Annotated in this window: 15 protein-coding genes and 1 pseudogene; 8 read left to right on the top strand and 8 right to left on the bottom strand. The window is 65.6% G+C overall.

The annotated features are described in order from the left end of the window. Nucleotides 1–86: 86 nt before the first annotated feature. Nucleotides 87–713 carry a DUF922 domain-containing Zn-dependent protease gene (locus L867_RS0102310; RefSeq protein WP_051438765.1) on the bottom strand — a complete coding sequence of 209 codons (627 nt, stop codon included), beginning with the start codon at nt 711–713 and terminating at the stop codon, nt 87–89. A gap of 99 nt (nt 714–812) precedes the next feature. On the opposite strand from L867_RS0102310, the gene folP reads away from it, so the two are divergent. The 3 genes and pseudogenes from folP to folK all read left to right on the top strand — a co-directional run. Continuing rightward, nucleotides 813–1,682, top strand: coding sequence for a dihydropteroate synthase (folP, locus tag L867_RS0102305; RefSeq protein ID WP_028735385.1), 870 nt, complete (start codon nt 813–815; stop codon nt 1,680–1,682). Continuing rightward, nucleotides 1,679–2,047: a dihydroneopterin aldolase gene (gene folB / locus L867_RS0102300; RefSeq protein ID WP_028735384.1), complete on the top strand. Its 369-nt coding sequence runs from the start codon at nt 1,679–1,681 to the stop codon at nt 2,045–2,047. Before folP ends, folB begins: the two co-directional genes overlap by 4 nt. After that, nucleotides 2,031–2,549 (top strand): annotated as a pseudogene (gene folK / locus L867_RS24355) (2-amino-4-hydroxy-6-hydroxymethyldihydropteridine diphosphokinase); the annotation flags it as partial. The gene folB and the pseudogene folK, both read left to right, overlap by 17 nt. Nucleotides 2,550–2,603: 54 nt before the next feature. On the opposite strand, the gene L867_RS27880 reads toward folK, so the two are convergent. From L867_RS27880 to L867_RS0102280, 4 genes are all read right to left on the bottom strand, one after another. Further along, nucleotides 2,604–3,155, bottom strand: coding sequence for a hypothetical protein (locus tag L867_RS27880; RefSeq protein ID WP_084638451.1), 552 nt, complete (start codon nt 3,153–3,155; stop codon nt 2,604–2,606). Nucleotides 3,156–3,285: 130 nt separating this feature from the next. Then, nucleotides 3,286–4,368, bottom strand: a complete 1,083-nt coding sequence (locus L867_RS0102290; RefSeq protein WP_028735383.1) for a YcjF family protein — start codon at nt 4,366–4,368, stop codon at nt 3,286–3,288. After that, entirely contained in the window at nt 4,365–5,840 is a 1,476-nt protein-coding gene (locus tag L867_RS0102285) for a YcjX family GTP-binding protein (RefSeq protein ID WP_028735382.1), read from the bottom strand. The genes L867_RS0102290 and L867_RS0102285 overlap by 4 nt, the downstream gene beginning before the upstream one ends. A gap of 117 nt (nt 5,841–5,957) precedes the next feature. Continuing rightward, complete coding sequence (locus L867_RS0102280) at nt 5,958–6,413, bottom strand: SixA phosphatase family protein (RefSeq protein WP_232363857.1); 456 nt, start codon at nt 6,411–6,413, stop codon at nt 5,958–5,960. Nucleotides 6,414–6,733: 320 nt separating this feature from the next. On the opposite strand from L867_RS0102280, the gene dksA reads away from it, so the two are divergent. Then, nucleotides 6,734–7,153, top strand: a complete 420-nt coding sequence (gene dksA / locus L867_RS0102275) for an RNA polymerase-binding protein DksA (protein WP_028735380.1) — start codon at nt 6,734–6,736, stop codon at nt 7,151–7,153. A 108-nt stretch (nt 7,154–7,261) separates the two neighbouring features. Here dksA and L867_RS0102270 read toward each other — a convergent pair whose 3' ends face one another. After that, complete coding sequence (locus tag L867_RS0102270) at nt 7,262–8,665, bottom strand: flagellar biosynthetic protein FliO (protein WP_028735379.1); 1,404 nt, start codon at nt 8,663–8,665, stop codon at nt 7,262–7,264. 274 nt (nt 8,666–8,939) lie between these two features. On the opposite strand from L867_RS0102270, the gene cckA reads away from it, so the two are divergent. Both cckA and L867_RS0102260 read left to right on the top strand, forming a co-directional pair. Next, nucleotides 8,940–11,576, top strand: coding sequence for a cell cycle histidine kinase CckA (gene cckA, locus L867_RS0102265; protein ID WP_028735378.1), 2,637 nt, complete (start codon nt 8,940–8,942; stop codon nt 11,574–11,576). 139 nt (nt 11,577–11,715) lie between these two features. Further along, nucleotides 11,716–12,453, top strand: coding sequence for a helix-turn-helix transcriptional regulator (locus tag L867_RS0102260; protein ID WP_028735377.1), 738 nt, complete (start codon nt 11,716–11,718; stop codon nt 12,451–12,453). A gap of 13 nt (nt 12,454–12,466) precedes the next feature. On the opposite strand, the gene L867_RS0102255 is transcribed toward L867_RS0102260, so the two are convergent. Beyond that, nucleotides 12,467–13,393 carry a pseudouridine-5'-phosphate glycosidase gene (locus L867_RS0102255; protein ID WP_028735376.1) on the bottom strand — a complete coding sequence of 309 codons (927 nt, stop codon included), beginning with the start codon at nt 13,391–13,393 and terminating at the stop codon, nt 12,467–12,469. Between the two features lie 28 nt (nt 13,394–13,421). Further along, nucleotides 13,422–14,366 (bottom strand): carbohydrate kinase family protein, encoded by a 945-nt coding sequence (locus L867_RS0102250; RefSeq protein WP_028735375.1) that lies wholly within the window; start codon nt 14,364–14,366, stop codon nt 13,422–13,424. A gap of 242 nt (nt 14,367–14,608) precedes the next feature. Here L867_RS0102250 and recA point away from each other — a divergent pair, with 242 nt between their 5' ends. Together recA and alaS are read left to right on the top strand one after the other, a co-directional pair. After that, a complete protein-coding gene (gene recA / locus L867_RS0102245; protein WP_028735374.1) occupies nt 14,609–15,694 on the top strand; it encodes a recombinase RecA in 1,086 nt (361 codons plus the stop codon). 158 nt (nt 15,695–15,852) lie between these two features. Further along, on the top strand, nt 15,853–18,513 hold the full coding sequence (gene alaS / locus L867_RS0102240) for an alanine--tRNA ligase (protein ID WP_028735373.1): 2,661 nt from the start codon (nt 15,853–15,855) through the stop codon (nt 18,511–18,513). Nucleotides 18,514–18,522 lie beyond the last annotated feature (9 nt).

The following is an 18,522-nucleotide window of genomic DNA, read 5'->3' as shown; positions in this document are numbered from 1 at the left end:
GAGAAATAGCCAGTTATTCACAGGCTCGCTTGCAAGTTTCACGCAAGCCCTGTGGCATTTTTGTCTGGCTGGCGATCCTGCCCACCTCAATTCTTGGGGGAATTGCGCTTCGCTCGGTATTCGAGAATGCGAATCATGCGATTCTCGAAATTGATCGCTTCGACTCGGTCGAAGTCCATCTGCGCGGCGTCGTGGGCCGAGATGACCTTGTCGGTGGCTTCCGCCACCTTGGCCTGCATGGCCTCGCAGTTACGTTGCGGACGAAGCTTCTTCAATGCCTTTTCCAGCTGCCGCGCATACTGCCGGGCGATTTCGGCGTGGCGTTCCTCGTGACGCTTGATGTCGCTCGACAGGGCGTCCCAGATGAGCGCAAGGTCGCCATGGGCCTTCTTGCGGTTCTTCCAGCTGGGCAGGATAATCTTTGTGTTGAGCGTCACCTTGGTTTCGCCGATCCGGCACTGCCCGGCGGAATGCACATAGGTCAGTTCTCCGCCGAACTTGATCTGCGTGGCGCCCGGATGGCGCGAGCCGCTGCTGCGGGTTTCCGGTCCCCGACGCTCCAGTTCGCGGTCGAGATCCTCGGCCGTGGTGCCGCCGATCTGGAAATAGGAGATCGACTTGCGCACGATCGTCTCGGCGCTGGCTCCGTCGCCCAGACCGAATAGCAGTGCCGCAGCGGCTGTCAGGACGCTCAAACGGCGCGCAGTCTTCATTCTCGGTGTCCGTCGTGTTGAATTCGCCGCGACCTTGGGGCATAGGCTCTGAGAGTGCAATATCGACGGGTGCGATTTTTCGCCGGAAGGGACCGCGCTGTGACCATCGGAACGAGCGCATACTGGCGGGCCGCCCACGGACGCGGCATTTCCCTCGACGGCAAGGGCAGGCTGATGGCGATCGTCAACGTCACGCCCGATTCCTTTTCCGACGGCGGCCGGCATTTCAGCGTGGACAAGGCGGTCGAGCACGCCCTTGGCTGTCTCGCCGACGGCGCGGACATCCTCGACATCGGCGGTGAATCGACCCGGCCGGGGGCGGCGCCCGTCAGCCCCGCGGAAGAGCAGGACAGGGTGCTGCCGGTGATCGAGAGGCTGGCGTGCGAGACGGAGGCGCTGATCTCCATCGACACCTACCGCGCCGCGACTGCGCGCCTGGCCGTTACGGCCGGCGCCCACATCATCAATGACGTCTACGGCCTGCAGAAGGAGCCGGAAATCGCCGCGATCGCTGCCGCGACCGGTGCTGGGCTCTGCGTCATGCATACGGGCCGCGGGCGTGAGCGGCTGGCCGACGTGGTCGCCGACCAGTTCGACTATCTCGAAAGGTCGCTGACGATCGCCGCGGAAGCGAAGGTGGCGCGCGAGGCGATCGTGCTCGATCCCGGCTTCGGCTTCGCCAAGGAGACGGTGGAAGAGAACATGGCGCTGATGGCGCGCTGCGACGAGCTGCTGGCGCTCGGCTACCCGCTGCTGGTCGGCACATCGCGCAAGCGCTTCCTCGGCACGCTGACCGGCCGCGACGCCGGCGAGCGCGACGCGGCGACGGCGGCCACCACCGCGCTGCTCAGGCTGAAGGGCGCTTCGGTTTTCCGGGTGCACAATGTCGCGATCAACCGGGACGCGCTGGCCGTCGCCGATGCTATGATCGCGGCCCAACGAGAATCCGGCAAAGGACAGGCGCGATGACGGACGTCTATACGATCACCCTGAAGAACTGTGCGTTCTTCGCCCGCCACGGGGTCTATCCGGAGGAAGAGGTCCTCGGCCAGCGCTTCTACGTCGATGCCGAGTTGGATGTATCGGCCGGGGCGGCGCTGGAAAACGACGCGCTGGAGGGCACGGTCGACTACGGTGTCGCCTTCAAGGTGATCGAGAAGACGGTAACCACCAGCCGGCACCTCTTGATCGAGGCGCTGGCGCTGACGATCGCCAAGGAGCTGTGTGCCCGGTTCCCGGAGATCCGCCGGGCGAAGATCTCGGTGCGCAAGCCGAGCGCCCCGGTGCCTGGAATCCTCGACTACGTACAGGTGAGCGTTGAACACTTCCGTTGAGGACGACTGGCGCCAGGCCACGCTTGGGCTCGGCGGCAATATCGGCGACCCCGTCGCGGCCATGGGCCTGGCCCTGCGCCGGCTGGACACGCGCGACGACTGCCGGGTTACAGCCGTGTCGCGGCTCTACCGCACGCCGCCCTGGGGCAAGATCGACCAGGCCGATTTCTACAATGCCTGCGCCGCCATCGAGACGCGTCTTTCGCCGCTCAAGCTGCTCGAGACCTGCCTCGACATCGAGCGCGACATGAAGCGGGTGCGGACCGAGCGCTGGGGGCCGCGCACCATCGACATCGACGTCCTGACCTATGACGGCCTGGAGATTGACGAGCAGGCGTTGACCGTGCCGCATCCGCGCATGACGGAACGCGCCTTCGTGCTGATGCCGCTTGCCGATATCGCCGGCGATCTCAAGGTGAAGGGCAGGGCGGTCGCCGACTGGCTCGCCTTGAGCAGTGCCGAGGGCATCGTCGTCGCAAACGAAAACCGCGCCTGGTGGCGCGGCAGAGGGCAGGCGATCGCGGTAGCAGGCGCTTGCGGCACTGGCCGCGGCGCGTCAGTTCTTGACGGAGCCGGCGTAGGCGTCGGCCTGACGGTTGAGCTTCAGGCCGATCACCGGGACCATGCGATCCTCGACCTTGACCGAAATCGTGATGTTCATCGCGCTGTCGTTCTGCAGGCGGGCGACCATGGCGCCGTTGAGCTTGTTGCGGTTGATGCCCATGACCACGCGGTCGCCGGTCACGGCGCCGGAGACGATGTCGAGGCCCTTGCCTTCGGCGCCGTCGAGGAACTGGCCCTGATACTTGCCGCCGACCTCTGCGATCGTCGCCTTCATCGGCTGCGAGAAGACGCCGACGCGGCAGGTGCCGTCGAGCGTGATGCCGGTCAGGTTGCCGTCGGCTGGCAGGCCGGTGAGGCTGCAGGTGAACTTGGTGCCCTTGTACTTGCCGGCGACAATCTCGCCCGGGCCTTTCCAGACCCCGGCGACCGATTGGAAGAAGCGCTTGTCGCGCGATGCAGCATCGGCAACCGGTGCCGTAACCGTCAATGCGACGACGGACATGACGGCAATGCGGCCGACTGGCGAGAAGATACGGAGCGACATTGACTCAAACCTTGGTACGAGCAACCAATAACCTGCCGTCAAACTAACGGGAGATGGTTAATGCATCCTTGCCCTAGACGCAAAAGAAGCCGTGGGCAACGGGAAAAGCGGCCATTCTCCCAGCCGGTCGTCACTTCATAGGCTGATCCGGCCTGCCTGTCATGCTGGGCGTGAGGTCGGAGATGAAATCGCCGATGCCGGGTCGCTTCACGGCGCGAAACGGCAGAGGGCGGCAGAGGTCCATGGCGGCGATGCCGATTCGCGCGGTCATCAGGCCGTTGATCACGCCTTCGCCGAGGCGCGCCGAAAGCCGCGATGCGAGCCCGTGGCCGAGGATCTGCTGGGCAAGGCCATCGCCGACGGCGATCGATCCGGTGACGGCGAGGTGGGCGATGACGTCGCGCAGGAGCCGCAACATGCCCACGGTGCCCGGCCGGCCGCCATAGAGCTCGGCCATGGCCCGCACCAGGCGGAAGACCTCGAACAGCACATAGGCGAGGTCGACGATGGCCCGCGGGCTGACGGCCGTGACCACGGAGACGCGCTTCGAGGCGCCGAGGATGAGGCCGCGGGCGCGGATGTCGAGCGGCGCCAGAAGTTCACGTTCGGCAAGCTCGATCAGTTGCGGCGCATCGATGATGTCCTCCTCGCTCGCTTCGAGCGTGGCGCGGCCGCGCGCCGTTTCCGGGCGGGTCGAGACGAGCCGCATCAACTGCCGCACAACGGTTCGGGCGGCGGGCTTGCGCCCTTCCGCTACGGCCTTTTCGGCGTCGGCCTTGAGGTTCTGCACCGCTTCGAGCCGGTAGAGGCCGACGGCCTCGCGCGCCAGCAACAGGAACAGGGCGAGCAGGCCGACGGCCAGCACCGCGAGCGCGGCATAGCCGAGCCAGTCCGAGCGGGCGAACAGGTCGCGGATCAAGCCGTCGAGCCACAGGCCGATCGCCAGCGACAGGAGCAGGCCGAAGGCGCCGGCGGTGATCTTGCCGAGCGACAGTCCACGGCGGCGCGGCCGGGCAATCGCCAGCGGTTCGACCGCGGCGAGGTCGCCGCCGATGAACGGGTCGGCCTCGTCGGGCGTGATTTCGATCTCGTCGTCGAAACTCTGCGGCGCCCTGGGGCCACTGGCCTTCGGGGCTACCGCGATCTCCTGCTCGATGGCGAAGGACGCGGGACGGCGCGGAGCGGCATGCGGCGGTGACGGGGGCCTTTTCATGCGAGGCGATCTCCAAACAGGAACTGCATGGCGCGGTCGAGGCGGATATGCGGCACCGAAAGCGTGATCCCGCCGCCGGTCTCCTCGAGCAGCGGCGGACGAAACCGCACGATGTCCAGCTCGGGCAGGTCAAGACGGTCCGCGCCTTCGTCGATCGAGCGGAAGAAGGCTTCCGCATCGTCCGGCAGGTCGCCGGGAAAGACGGCAGTCTTGCGATTGCCGTCGAAGCGCTCGGCGCCGACCTTCTCGCCCGCCATCGGCGTGCCGACGATGACCGGCAGGTCATGGCCGTCGCGCTTGACGGTTGCCTCGCGGGTGGCGCGCACCGAGGCGATGGCCATGACGTCGATGCCGGCGCCCGACATGCCGATCGTCTGGATGGCGCGATCGACCAGCCGCCGGGTGATCGCCTGGAGCCGGTCGTGGCTTTCGTGGTGCAGATGGTCGGCCTTGGTGGCGGCCACCAGCACGCGGTCGATCCGCCGGCGGATCAGCGAGGTCAGCACATTGTTGGTGCCGGCGCGGAAGCAGGCCAGCACGTCGGCGAGCGCACGTTCCAGATCCTGCACGGCTTCGGGGCCGCGATTGATCGCCTGCAGCGCGTCGACCAGAACGATTTGCCGGTCGAGCCTTGCGAAGTGCTCGCGGAAGAAGGGCTTCACCACGACCGTCTTGTAGGCCTCGAAGCGGCGCTCCATCATGGCACGCAGCGATCCCTTCGGCGCGCGCGTCTCCGGCATGCCGACGAGCGGCGCGAAGGTCAGCGCCGGCGAGCCGTCGAGGTCGCCGGGCATCAGGAAGCGGCCGGGCGGCAGGGTGGATAGCGAGCGCTCGTCGGCCTTGCAGGCGCGCAGATAGGCGGTGAACGTGGTCGCCAGCTGCCGGGCGACCATCTCGTCGGCCGGCGCGTCCATGTCGATCGCGGCACACAGGTCGAGCCAGTCGCGCGCCAGCTCCGTGCGGATGCCGGTCAGCGCAAGTTGCGCCGTCGCGTCGCTGAACTGGCGAAAATCCTGGGCGAGCAGCGGCAGATCGAGCAGCCATTCGCCGGGATAGTCGACGATGTCGATCGACAGGCGGCCGGGCGAGAACATGCGGTTCCAGCCGCTGGCGCTCTTGTATTCGATGGTCAGGCGAAGCTCCGAGATCGCCCGGGTCGAATCCGGCCAGATCCGCTCGCGCACCAGGGCGCGGATGTGATCCTCGTACTGGAAGCGCGGCACGGCATCGTCCGGCTGTTCCTCAAGGCGCGTGGCGGTGACGCGGCCGGACCTGATCGGTTCGAACAGCGGCAGGCGTCCGCCATGCAGCAGATTGTGGACCAGCGAGGAGATGAACACCGTCTTGCCGGCGCGCGACAGGCCGGTGACGCCGAGGCGGATGGTCGGATTGACGAGGTTCGCCGCGCGGTCGGCGAGATTGTCGAGTGCGATTGCGGCTTCGTCGGTGAAGCTGGTCAAGGATGGCGGCAATTCATTCGTCCCCGCGTGATGTGCCTCCCGCATATAGGAAGCGGACGGCCAAGGAAAAAGGACAGGACGGCCCCCGGATCGTCGCAGCCGGATTCTCAATGGCCGCGCCCGGGGCTGTCAGGCGATGAAATCGGTGAGGATCCAGTCGCCACCGGCGGCCTGGTGGTCGAGGACCGCAAGGCCGGAGGTCGGGTAGCCTTCCGGGATGGTGCGGTTGACGGCATCCATGCCGACCAGCGTGGCGAACAGTTCCTCGATTGCCGGATTGTGGCCGACCAGCATGACGGAGTCGAATTGCCGGCTCTGCTCAATCAGGTCGACATAGGCGTCGGCCGGGGCATTGTAGAGTTCGTCGAGGAAGCGGAATTCGGTCGCCCCGTCAATCGAGCGGCGCAAGGCTTCTGCGGTCTGGCGGCAACGCACCGCCGAGGACGACAGCACGATGGAGGGGCGATAGCCGCGTTTGGCCGCCACGCCTGCGACCTGCTCTGCCTCGATCAAGCCGGCGTCGTCCAGGCGGCGATCGAAGTCGCGCTCGCCGGGTTTCGCCCAGCCGGACTTCGCGTGCCTCATAAGGTAGATGCGTTGGGGAGGCGAGGCTAGGAGGGTCATCCGAAGGAATTCCGCGACTGGGCTTTCTTACCCTGAACTAGCTTTTGTCGGGGAGGTCCGTCAACAGGCGTTCAAACCGATTAGACCACAGTCGGATGCGGGCGCTGTAGGCCCGGCCGGCCGAGGTGCTGCCGAAGTGCCAAATAGCGGTGAAAAAATATGCCCTTAGCCTAAAAATATGACAGATTTAAAAATGCCTTAACATTCACCCATTAGGCTTGAACCCCGGTTATCGAAAGGATATACAGCCCGCCATTGAGATGTTCTTCAGGAGAATCGCGTTGAGTGAGAAGATCAATCTTAGCAATTATGTTCTCTCGGAAGACGATGAGTTCATGAACGCGAGCCAGCGGGCTTACTTTCGCGCGAAGCTGGTCGCATGGAAGAACGACATCCTCCGGGAAGCGCGTGAAACCCTCGGCCACCTGGCCGAAGAGAGTGCCAACCATCCCGACCTTGCAGACCGGGCATCCTCCGAAACCGACCGTGCCATCGAGCTTCGTGCCCGCGACCGGCAGCGCAAGTTGATCTCCAAGATCGATGCCGCCCTGCAGCGGATCGATGACGGCACCTACGGCTATTGCGAGGAAACCGGCGAGCCGATCGGCTTGAAGCGCCTGGACGCCCGGCCTATCGCGACCTTGTCGATCGAGGCGCAGGAGCGCCATGAGCGGCGCGAAAAGGTGTATCGCGACGAATAAGGCGGCGCTGGATGCAGCCTGTCTTTCAGATCGAACGGCCGCAAGGCCGATGTGAAAAATGCCGGCTCGCGCCGGCATTTTTGCGTTGAGGAGCAAGCGGGCCGCGGTTCAGTTGCGATCGGCGGACATCTCGCCAAAGATGCGGGCGATCTCGTTCTGCAGGTCCGGCTCCTGCGACGCGGCTGCGGACGGACGCGCCGGGTCGACGCGCACGGGCGTCGCCATCGGCGGAACGACGGGCCGGTCGGCGCGTGTCTCGGGCAACAGGGGCTGGAACGGTGCAGGCGCCATCGGCTGGGCGTCGTTTGCTGCCAGGTGCAGCGCCATCTCTTCTTCCAGGACGCGTTCGAACTCGCTTAGCTCTCCAGACCGCATAGCGGCTTCCGGTGCGGCGGAGGGCAGATCTGCGCGGGCGTCGCTGCGCGGTGATGGCCCGGATACCGGCGATAGCACGCGCTGGCGCGCGGCTTCGAGGATATCGGCGGCATCGCTCTGCGGGATGGTCGGCAAATCGACTGCGGGCCTTGGCGCAATTTCAGGCGACGGCGCGACGAATGGCGCCGCCATCACGGCGGCGGCTGCCGGCGTGGCAAAGCGCGCCGAAGCCTCGACCGGGCGAAGCTCGGGTGCGGCGGCTGGGGCGGGGACAGCGACAGGCGCCGGAGCGGCGGGCTGCATCACCGGAGCCGCCGGAGGAACGGGCTGGGCAGGTTTCGGCTCGGGCCTTGCGGCGGTGACGGACGGCGACTGGGCAAGCACCTCGGAGACGGGGCGCAGGACCGGGGGTTCGGCTCGGACGCCTTCCGGCCTGGCCAAATCGGCCGCATCCCGCAGCGGTGCGGCAGGTTCCGGCCTCGGCGTCGGCGAGGGAGCCGCCTCGACCTTCGGCGCTTCGGGTGCACGCATCTCCGCGCTCGGTTCCGGCCGGAGCTGCGGCGCCTGTACTGGTGCCGGGGTTGCAACTGGGGCAGCGGCCTTCGCTACGGCGGCGGCGGACACCGGCGCCGGTGCCGCGGCGGGTGCGGGCGTCACGGGGCGGGCGGCGACAGGCGCTTCGGGTCGCGTCGCGGGCACGGCTTCGGGCCTTGCGGCCGGCGCCACAGGGGTCTCCATGCGGTCGAGAGCGCGCGGAGCGGGTGCGGGTTGCGGCTGTGCGGCTGGCGGAAGGTCGGCAGCGACCTGCAAGGGTGTGTCCCGGACCGGCGTTGCCGACAGATAGGCGCGCTCGTCGCCGATGCCGCTTTCTATGACGATGTCGGTCGGCCCGCCGATCATCACCAGGTGTTCGACATTGTCGCGGCGGACCAATACAAGCCGGCGACGGGCATCGACCGCGGCGGCATCGAGGACCTGCAGACGCGGCTGGCGGTTGCGACCGCCGCGGACGAAGGGCGAGGGCGCGCGGTTGCGCAGCAGCCACAGCACGATGAACAGGCACAGAAGCGCAAGGCTGACGCCGAGTGCTGCGACCAGAAAACGGTCCGCATAGGCGGTCTTCAGTTCGTCAAACATGTCGGGCTCTCCTTTTCCGCTTTCTGGCAGAAGACGGTCTATTTCGCAATCCGGCAAGGGCAGGGAGGCCGGCTCGGCCGGCGCTTCGGGTAAAAGATGCATGTTCCTTGAAAAATGCGGCATTCCTGTGGGGATTGCTGTGTATGGGCGCGCGCAATATGCCTGCACGGAGCTTTTTGCGGCTGCCGCAAATTGCTAAAGATGATCGACACGCCCGATTCCTTCCATCATCGCAGGCGGCAACGCGGCATCCGGGTTCGAGCACGAGGCATATATGACAAGAGAGCCGAAGGGCGCAGACGACGAGGGTCCCCTGGTGGATCGGGCAACGCGTTCGGGTACGGCACTGCGCGTCATCCTGCTGGCCGTCGTGTTGCTGGGGGCCGCGGTCGCGTTCGTTCTCTTCAAGGGCCAGCTCGACAACGAGTTCGTGCTCGGCATTCTCGGCATCCTGGCGATGATGGGCATATTCTTCATCGTCGCCGCCGTGATCGGTTTCGTCGAGGTGATGCCGCAGTCGCATTCTGACACGCTGGCGCGCGGTTTTCTCGCCAGCCAGCCGGAAGGCATCCTGATCACCGACGAGGACGGCCGCGTCGTCTATGCCAACGGTTCCTATGGGCGCATGACCGGCGCCAAGAAGGCGACCGAGGTGCAGACGCTCGAGGCGCTGCTGTCGCGCTACCGCGAATCGAGCGAGGCGCTCTATCGCCTGACCAATGGCCTTCGCGAAGGCCGCGAAGGTTATGAGGAATTCCGGCTGCTGAAGCCGCTCGGCACGCACACGGCGAGCGGCTCGGGCGCCCACTGGTACCGGCTGAAGGCACGGCTGCTGTCGGGCGAGCGCAGTCTCGGCAAGAAGCTGCATATCTGGCAGATCAGCGACATCACGTCCGAGCGCGACGACCAGGAGCGCTTCTTCAAGGAACTGCAGCACGCCATTGACTATCTCGACCATGCGCCCGCCGGCTTCTTCTCGGCCGGCCGCAAGGGTGAGATCTACTATCTCAACGCGACTCTGGCCGAATGGCTGGGCGTCGATCTGACCCAGTTCAGCCCCGGCTCGATGACGATCGCCGATCTGGTGGCCGGCGAGGGTATGGCGCTGATCGATTCCGTCCAGGCGGAGCCGGGTCAGTCGAAGACCGAGACGCTCGATCTCGACCTTCGCCGCGTCAACGGCCAGAGCCTGCCGGTCAGGCTCGTCCACCGGGTCCGCTCGGCCCGCGACGGCGCGCCCGGCGAAAGCCGTTCGATCGTGCTGGCACGTCAGGAAGGCGGCAGCGACCAGTCGGCGTCGATCGCTTCGATGCGCTTCACCCGCTTCTTCAACAACACGCCCATGGCGATTGCCTCGGTGGACGGCGAGGGGCGGATCCTGCGCACCAATGCGCCGTTCCTCAAGCTGTTCTCTGACATCGTCAGCCGCGACGACGTCGACCGCGGCGGCAAGCTGGAAGTCGTCATCCACGAAAACGAGCGCGAGCGCTTCCATGAGGCGCTGGCCGCGGCCAAGGATCGCCAGGTCGACATCGCGCCGATCGACAGCCGTCACCCGGTCAACGACACGCGGCATTTCCGTTTCTACGTCAATGCGGTGATCGACCAGAGCGACGAGGCGCCGGAAGAGGCGGCGATCGTCTACGCGGTCGACGTGACCGACCAGAAGGCGCTCGAGACGCAGATGGCGCAGACGCAGAAGATGAATGCCGTCGGCACGCTCGCCGGTGGCATTGCGCATGACTTCAACAACGTCTTGACCGCGATCCTCCTCTCCTCCGACCATCTGCTGCTGCAGGCGCGGCCGTCGGATTCCAGCTTTGCCGACCTGATGGAGATCAAGCGCAACGCCAACCGCGCGGCGGTTCTCGTGCGCCAGTTGCTCGCCTTCTCGCGCAAGCAGACCATGCGGCCGAGCGTGCTCAACCTGACCGACGTGATCGGCGATCTGCGCATGCTGGTCGACCGCCTGATCTCCGGCAGCAATGTCAAGCTCAAGGTCGAGTATGGCCGCGACCTGTGGGCGGTGAAGACCGACCTGTCGCAATTCGAGCAGGTGCTGATCAACCTGTGCGTCAACGCCCGCGATGCCATGCCGGACGGCGGGACGATCACGGTGACGACCCGCAACATCTCGCCCGACGAGGCCGCTGCGTTCAACTATCGCGGCCTGCCGGAGGAAGAGTTCGTCCTGGTGGAGGTGGCTGACACCGGGACCGGCATCGCGCCGGAGATCATGGACAAGATCTTCGAGCCCTTCTTCACCACCAAGGAAGTGGGCAAGGGAACGGGCCTCGGCCTCGCCATGGTCTACGGCATCGTCAAGCAGTCCGGCGGCTATATCTATCCGGAATCGGAAGTCGGACGCGGCACCAAGTTCCGCATCTTCCTGCCACGCCACATCCCCGAAATTGTCCCGGCGACTGCATCCAGCGCTGCGGCGGGGGGCGTCGCTTCGACCGGCGACGACCGCGCTTCCGGTGTTGCCCAGGGGGCAGCAGGTGCCGCGAAGGACGAACCTGCCGATCTCACCGGCAAGTCCGCCGTCGTGCTGCTGGTCGAGGATGAGGAGGCGGTTCGGCGCGGCGGCAAGCGCATGCTGGAAACCCGCGGCTATACCGTGCACGAGGCCGGATCCGGGGTCGAGGCGCTCGACATCCTGGAAGAGCTCGACGGTGCCGTCGACATCGTCGTTTCCGACGTCGTCATGCCGGAAATGGACGGGCCGACCCTGCTCACCGAGCTGCGCAAGAAGTATCCGGACATGAAATTCATCTTCGTTTCCGGCTATGCCGAGGATGCCTTCGCCCGCAATCTGCCGGCCGATGCGAAATTCGGCTTCCTGCCGAAGCCGTTCTCCCTCAAGCAGCTTGCGGTGGCCGTGCGCGAAATGCTCGACGGATCAAATTGACATTTGCCCCGTTCCTTGGCCTACTGCTCTTGACTTCTGTCAAATTGCCCGCAGGCGGTCTCTCGCCGCACGCCTGGTGATTTGAACGGTCGGGCGCAGAGGTCGCCCGGCCGGCAATCCGGCATTTGGTCGAGGTGGGATGGACGCAGACGGGGTGTCAGACGGCGGCAGCAGAGACCTGCTCGTCCGTATCCAGACGGCGCAAAGCCTGAGCGAGATCGGCACCGCGATCGATTTCCTGCTGCAACGTTTCCAGTTCCGCTACTTCAAGCTCTTTTCCTCGCGCCCGGCCTCGACGGACACGCTGCGTGACCAGATTCTCCTGACCAACGTTCCTGCCGGTTTTATCGAAGGGTTCGATGCCATCGGCGGACTTCCGGTCGCGCCGGTCCGCATTCTCGTCTCGTCCGATCGACTTGTCTGGCAGTGGCACGAGAGCGATCTGACGGACAGGGCCCGCAGGTCACCGCAGGTGGAGCAGTTGATGGCCCTTCTCGCGGCACACGGCATGAGCCGGGCCGCCTATGCTACCTTGCCGACGCTCGACGGGCGCAAGCATATCTTCGGGCTCTACGGCGAGCGAGAACCCCTGTCGGCGGCGGAACTGGATGAGTTCAGCTTCCTGTCGATCCATCTTCTCGACCGCATGGAGGCCCTGGAAAAGCGGCGTGACTGGCAGAGAACCGGCATATCCAGCCTGGAGATCGAGTGTCTGGAGATGGCCGCATCCGGTCTGGATACCTACGCGATCGCGCAACGGCTTTCGCTGTCGACGCGCACGGTCAACTATCTGGTCGGTTCTCTTTGCCGGAAGCTCGGCACGGACCGTCTCGAGCATGCGCTAGGCGAGGCGGTCCGGCTGGGCTATCTGAGCTGAAGCGGCCGACTTTTCAGGCGTTCATCGCAACCGCGATCTCGGCGGCGAGACGGGCATTGTTCTCCACCAGTGCGATATTGGTTTTCAGGCTGCGGCCGCTGGTCATGTGGAAAATCGTGTCGAGCAGGAAGGGGGTCACCTCCTTGCCGGTGACTTCCTCGCGCTCGGCGCTGGCCAGCGCCCGGCCGATATAGATTTCCATCTCTTCCCGCGCGATCTCGTCCTCGAGCGGAACCGGATTGGCGATCAGCATGCCGCCGTCGATGCCGAGCTGTTCGCGCATGCGCTGGAAATTGGCGATCGCCGCCGGGCTCGGCAGGTTGAGCGGACTGCGCAGACCGGAGCTGCGCGACCAGAATGCCGGGAACTCCTCGCTGTCGTAGGTGACGACCGGAACGCCGCGGGTCTCCAGCACCTCGAGCGTCTTGGGGATGTCGAGGATGGCCTTGGGGCCGGCGGAGACGACGATGACCGCCGTGCGGGCCAGTTCCTCGAGGTCGGCGGAAATATCGAAGCTCTCCTCGACACCGCGATGGACGCCGCCGATGCCGCCGGTGGCGAAGACCGAAATGCCGGCGCGGGCCGCTGCGATCATCGTTGCCGCGACCGTGGTTGCGCCGGTGCGCCGCTCGGCGAGCGCGAAGGCAAGATCGGCGCGCGACAGCTTCATCACGCTGCTCATCTGCGCGAGGGCAGCGATCTGCTCGGCCTCGAGGCCGATATGCAGCACGCCTTCGATCACTGCGATGGTGGCCGGAACCGCGCCATTGTCGCGCACGATCTGCTCGACGCTGCGGGCCATGTCCAGATTGCCGGGATAAGGCATGCCGTGGGTGATGATGGTCGATTCGAGTGCGACGATCGGGGCTCCGCGCGCCTTTGCGGCGACGACCTCGCTGGAATAGACGATCGGCAGAAGGGGCGAAATGGATTTGCTCATGGTCGTGTCCGGGATTCTCGTGCAGGTGTCATGACAGGATAGCGGCCGCCGGCACAAGGGCCAGCCCCGACTTTAGGAGATCGGGCGTGAGGTTTTGCGCCGTGGCATGCGGCGAAAGCAGGGTGATCGCGGCGCAGGCCGTGCCATGGCGCAGCGCTTCAGCGATCGGTTCCCCGGCCATGCTGGCCGAAAGGTAGCCGGCGGCAAAGGCGTCGCCAGCGCCCGTCACGTCGGAGAATTGATCGAGATGCGGCGGGGCGAGCAGGGCGATACATGTATCGTCGAACGCAACGGTCGCGCCGGCGCCCATGGTGACTGTGCCAGCGCGCAGGCCGGCCCGTCGCAGCATGGCCGGCCAGTCGGACGGATCGTCGGCGCGGCCGCCGGCCAGGATTTCGGCCTCGGCGGCGTTCATGAAGACGTGGTCGAGAAGCGGCAGGCAGGCCTTGAGCCGTGTCGCCTTGGCCGGAGAAATGGCGATCACCGCAATCGGCTTGCCGAGCCGGTTGGCGCTGGTTGCCAGGGCCAGGATCGTCTCGCCGGGAAGGTTTGCATCGCACAGCAGGCGGGGCGCCAGCGCCAGGCTGTTCCGCATCGACCGGCTCTTCAGGCGTCGGGCCGAGAACAGGTCGTAGAGGGCCATGTCGGCGAGCGCGACGATCAGGTTGCCGTCGGCTTCGAGGATCGCCGTATAACTCGGCGTGGCGCGGTCGAGAAAGACAACCGGACAATCCTCTATGCCGGCCTGTTCCGCCGCCGCCGCCACCCGTTCGCCATAGGCGTCGCCGCCGCGCGGGGCGACCAGGCGGACCCGGCGTTCGAGGCGGGCCAGGTTGCAGGCGGCGTTGAAGGCGCCGCCGCCGGGCTCCTCAAGCCACCGTCCGGGATTGCTGGCACCCATGCGGGTGGGACCGTCCAGGCGGCCGCGCCGGTCGATATGGGCGCCGCCCAGCACAAGGATGTCGAGGCTCATCGGTAATCCCTCGGGTGGGCCGGAGGCTGCGAATCGACGCTGCGAATGCCGGTGGAAAAAGACGGTCTGGCGCTGATGTCAGCGGGGATCCGGACAATCCGGACAAAAAGCGAACGCACGCCGGAATACGGCAGAAAACCAATAGTTTGGCAGGGTATTGCCAGATTGGAACAAAACGTGTACATCTTGGCCTTCGGCTGCTTCATTGCCTATGCGGCTTCAATAACCTAAAGGTGGACCAGATGGCACAAAATTCTTTGCGGCTCGTAGAGGACAAATCGGTGGACAAAAGCAAGGCATTGGAAGCGGCGCTCTCGCAGATCGAACGGTCGTTCGGCAAGGGCTCGATCATGAAGCTCGGGGCAAACGAGAGCGTGGTCGAAATCGAGACGGTCTCGACCGGTTCGCTCAGCCTCGATATTGCGCTCGGCATCGGCGGCTTGCCGAAGGGGCGAATCATTGAAATTTACGGCCCGGAAAGCTCGGGCAAGACGACGCTTGCGCTGCAGACGATCGCCGAAGCGCAGAAGAAGGGCGGCATCTGCGCCTTCGTCGACGCCGAACACGCGCTTGATCCGGTCTATGCCCGCAAGCTCGGCGTCGATCTGCAGAATCTTTTGATCTCGCAGCCGGACACCGGCGAGCAGGCGCTCGAGATCACCGACACGCTGGTGCGCTCCGGCGCGATCGACGTTCTGGTCATCGACTCGGTTGCCGCACTCACTCCGCGCGCCGAAATCGAGGGCGAGATGGGCGACAGCCTGCCGGGTCTCCAGGCCCGGTTGATGAGCCAGGCGCTGCGCAAGCTGACCGCTTCGATTTCGAAGTCGCACACCATGGTCATTTTCATCAACCAGATCCGCATGAAGATCGGTGTGATGTTCGGTTCTCCGGAAACCACCACCGGCGGCAATGCGCTGAAGTTCTACGCTTCGGTCCGTCTCGACATCCGCCGCATCGGCGCGGTCAAGGACCGCGAAGAGGTGGTCGGCAACCAGACCCGCGTCAAGGTGGTCAAGAACAAGATGGCGCCGCCCTTCAAGCAGGTCGAGTTCGACATCATGTATGGCGAAGGCGTATCCAAGACCGGCGAGCTCGTCGACCTCGGCGTCAAGGCCGGCATCGTCGAAAAGTCGGGCGCCTGGTTCTCCTACAACAGCCAGCGACTTGGCCAGGGCCGCGAGAACGCCAAACTGTTCCTGCGCGACAACCCGGCGCTCGCACAGGAAATCGAAATGGCGCTGCGGCAGAATGCCGGGCTGATTGCCGAAAAGTTCCTGCAGAACGGCGGTCCGGACAGCGAAGAGGGCGATGCCGGCGACGCATAATTGCTGCGCTCTGTCATTTTTCAGATCAAAGACCGGCCACATATCGAAAGAGGTGTGGCCGGTTTTGCGTTCGGCGGCTGGACAGGGGGGATGGCGGGCGATAAAAGCCATTGATTTTCGCGGATTGGCTGGTTTCCGGCCAGAATGAAGGGCATGACATGAGCGGCGTGAACGACATCCGGTCGACTTTTCTCGATTACTACAAGGCGAACGGCCACGAGATCGTGTCGTCGAGCCCGCTGGTGCCGCGCAATGATCCGACGCTGATGTTCACCAATGCCGGCATGGTGCAGTTCAAGAACGTCTTTACCGGGCTCGAGCACCGTCCTTATTCCACGGCGGCAACGGCGCAGAAATGCGTGCGCGCCGGCGGCAAGCACAACGACCTCGACAATGTCGGCTACACCGCGCGTCACCACACCTTCTTCGAAATGCTCGGCAATTTCTCCTTCGGCGATTATTTCAAGGAACGGGCGATCGAGCTTGCCTGGAACCTGATCACCAAGGAATTCGGCCTCGACCGCAAGCGGCTGCTGGTCACCGTCTATCACACCGACGACGAGGCCTTCGACCTGTGGAAGAAGATCGCCGGCCTGACCGACGACCGCATCATCCGCATTCCGACCAGCGACAACTTCTGGGCCATGGGCGATACCGGTCCGTGCGGTCCGTGCTCGGAGATCTTCTACGACCATGGCGACCATATCTGGGGCGGCCCTCCGGGCTCGCCGGAAGAGGATGGCGACCGCTTCATCGAGATCTGGAACCTCGTCTTCATGCAGTATGAGCAGGTGACGAAGGAAGAGCGCGTCAGCCTGCCGCGTCCGTCGATCGACACCGGCATGGGCCTCGAGCGCGTCGCTGCCGTCCTGCAGGGCCATCACGACAATTACGACATCGACCTTTTCCGCGCGCTGATCGAGGCCTCGGTCGACCTGACCGGCGTTTCGGCCGAAGGCGAGCGCCGCGCCAGCCACCGCGTCATCGCCGACCATCTGCGTTCCTCGGCCTTCCTGATCGCCGATGGCGTGCTGCCGTCGAACGAGGGCCGCGGCTACGTGCTGCGCCGGATCATGCGCCGCGCCATGCGCCATGCCGAACTGCTCGGCGCGCGCGAGCCGGTCATCTACAAGCTGCTGCCGGTTCTGGTGCAGCAGATGGGCCGCGCCTATCCCGAGCTGGTGCGTGCCGAGGCGCTGATCGCCGAGACGCTGAAGCTGGAGGAAACCCGTTTCCGCAAGACGCTGGAGCGCGGCCTTTCGCTGCTGTCGGACGCGACCGTCAACCTGCACAAGGGCGACAGCCTCGATGGCGAGACCGTCTTCAAGCTCTACGACACCTATGGCTTCCCGCTCGATCTGACGCAGGACGCGCTGCGCGCCCGCGGCATCGGCGTCGACCTCACCGGTTTCAACGATGCGATGCAGCGGCAGAAGGCCGAGGCGCGCGCCCACTGGACCGGTTCGGGCGACAAGGCGACCGAGACCGTCTGGTTCGAGCTCAAGGAAAAGCACGGCGCCACCGAATTTCTCGGTTACAGCGCCGAGACCGCCGAGGGCCAGGTCCAGGCAATCGTGCGCGACGGGATTGCGGTCGACAGCGCGGCCAAGGGCGACAACGTCCAGGTCGTCGTCAACCAGACGCCGTTCTACGGCGAATCCGGCGGCCAGATGGGCGATGCCGGTCTGATCACCGCCGATGGCGCGACCGTCGTCGTCAGCGATACGCAGAAGAAGGGCGAGGGGCTGTTCGTCCATGTCGCCACGGTCTCCGAGGGCACGATCCGTGTCGGCGATGCGGTCGCACTGACCGTCGATCACGACCGCCGCTCGCGGCTGCGCGCCAACCATTCGGCCACCCACCTGATCCACGAGGCGCTGCGCGAGGTGCTTGGCACCCACGTCGCCCAGAAGGGTTCGCTGGTCGCGCCGGAACGCCTGCGTTTCGACGTTTCCCATCCGAAGCCGATGTCGGCGGAAGAGCTGAAGGTCGTCGAGGAGATGGCGAACGCCATCATCGTGCAGAATTCGCCGGTTACCACCCGCCTGATGAGCGTCGACGATGCGATCGCCGAAGGGGCGATGGCTTTGTTCGGCGAAAAATATGGCGACGAAGTGCGCGTCGTCTCGATGGGCACGGCGATCGAAGGCCCGAAGGCCGGCAAGCCCTATTCCGTCGAGCTCTGCGGCGGCACCCATGTCGGCGCGACCGGTGATATCGGTCTGGTGCGCATTCTCGGCGAGAGTGCCGTCGGTGCCGGCGTGCGCCGCATCGAGGCGCTGACGGGCGAGTCGGCCCGCGCCTACCTCGCAGACCAGGACGAGCGGGTGAAGCAGCTTGCCTCGACGCTCAAGGTCCAGCCGGCCGACGTCGTGTCGCGCGTTGAAACGCTGATCGACGAACGCCGCAAGCTGGAACGCGAACTGGCGGACGCCAAGCGCAAGCTCGCCATGGGCGGGGGCCAGGCTGCGGCCGAGGACGCCGTGCGCGAGATCAACGGCATCCGCTTTATCGGCATGGTGCTGAACGGCGTCGACCCGAAGGACCTGAAGGCACTGGCCGACGACGGCAAGGCTTCGCTCGGTTCCGGCGTGGTCGCGCTGATCGGTGTTTCGGAAGACGGCAAGGCCAGCGCCGTTGTCGCGGTGACCGCCGATCTGGTGGGCAAGGCGAGCGCGGTCGATCTGGTGCGTGTTGCCTCGGCGGCGCTGGGCGGCAAGGGCGGCGGCGGCCGTCCCGACATGGCTCAGGCCGGTGGCCCGGACGGCGACAAGGCCGACGCGGCGATCGAGGCCGTGGTCGCGGCGCTCGCCGGCTGAGCGCAGGCG

Origin of the sequence: Paenirhizobium selenitireducens ATCC BAA-1503, from assembly GCF_000518785.1 — a bacterium.
Classification (GTDB): domain Bacteria; phylum Pseudomonadota; class Alphaproteobacteria; order Rhizobiales; family Rhizobiaceae; genus Allorhizobium; species Allorhizobium selenitireducens.
The sequence above is the reverse complement of the archived record's forward strand: the minus strand, read 5'-3'. Positions and strand labels throughout refer to the sequence as shown.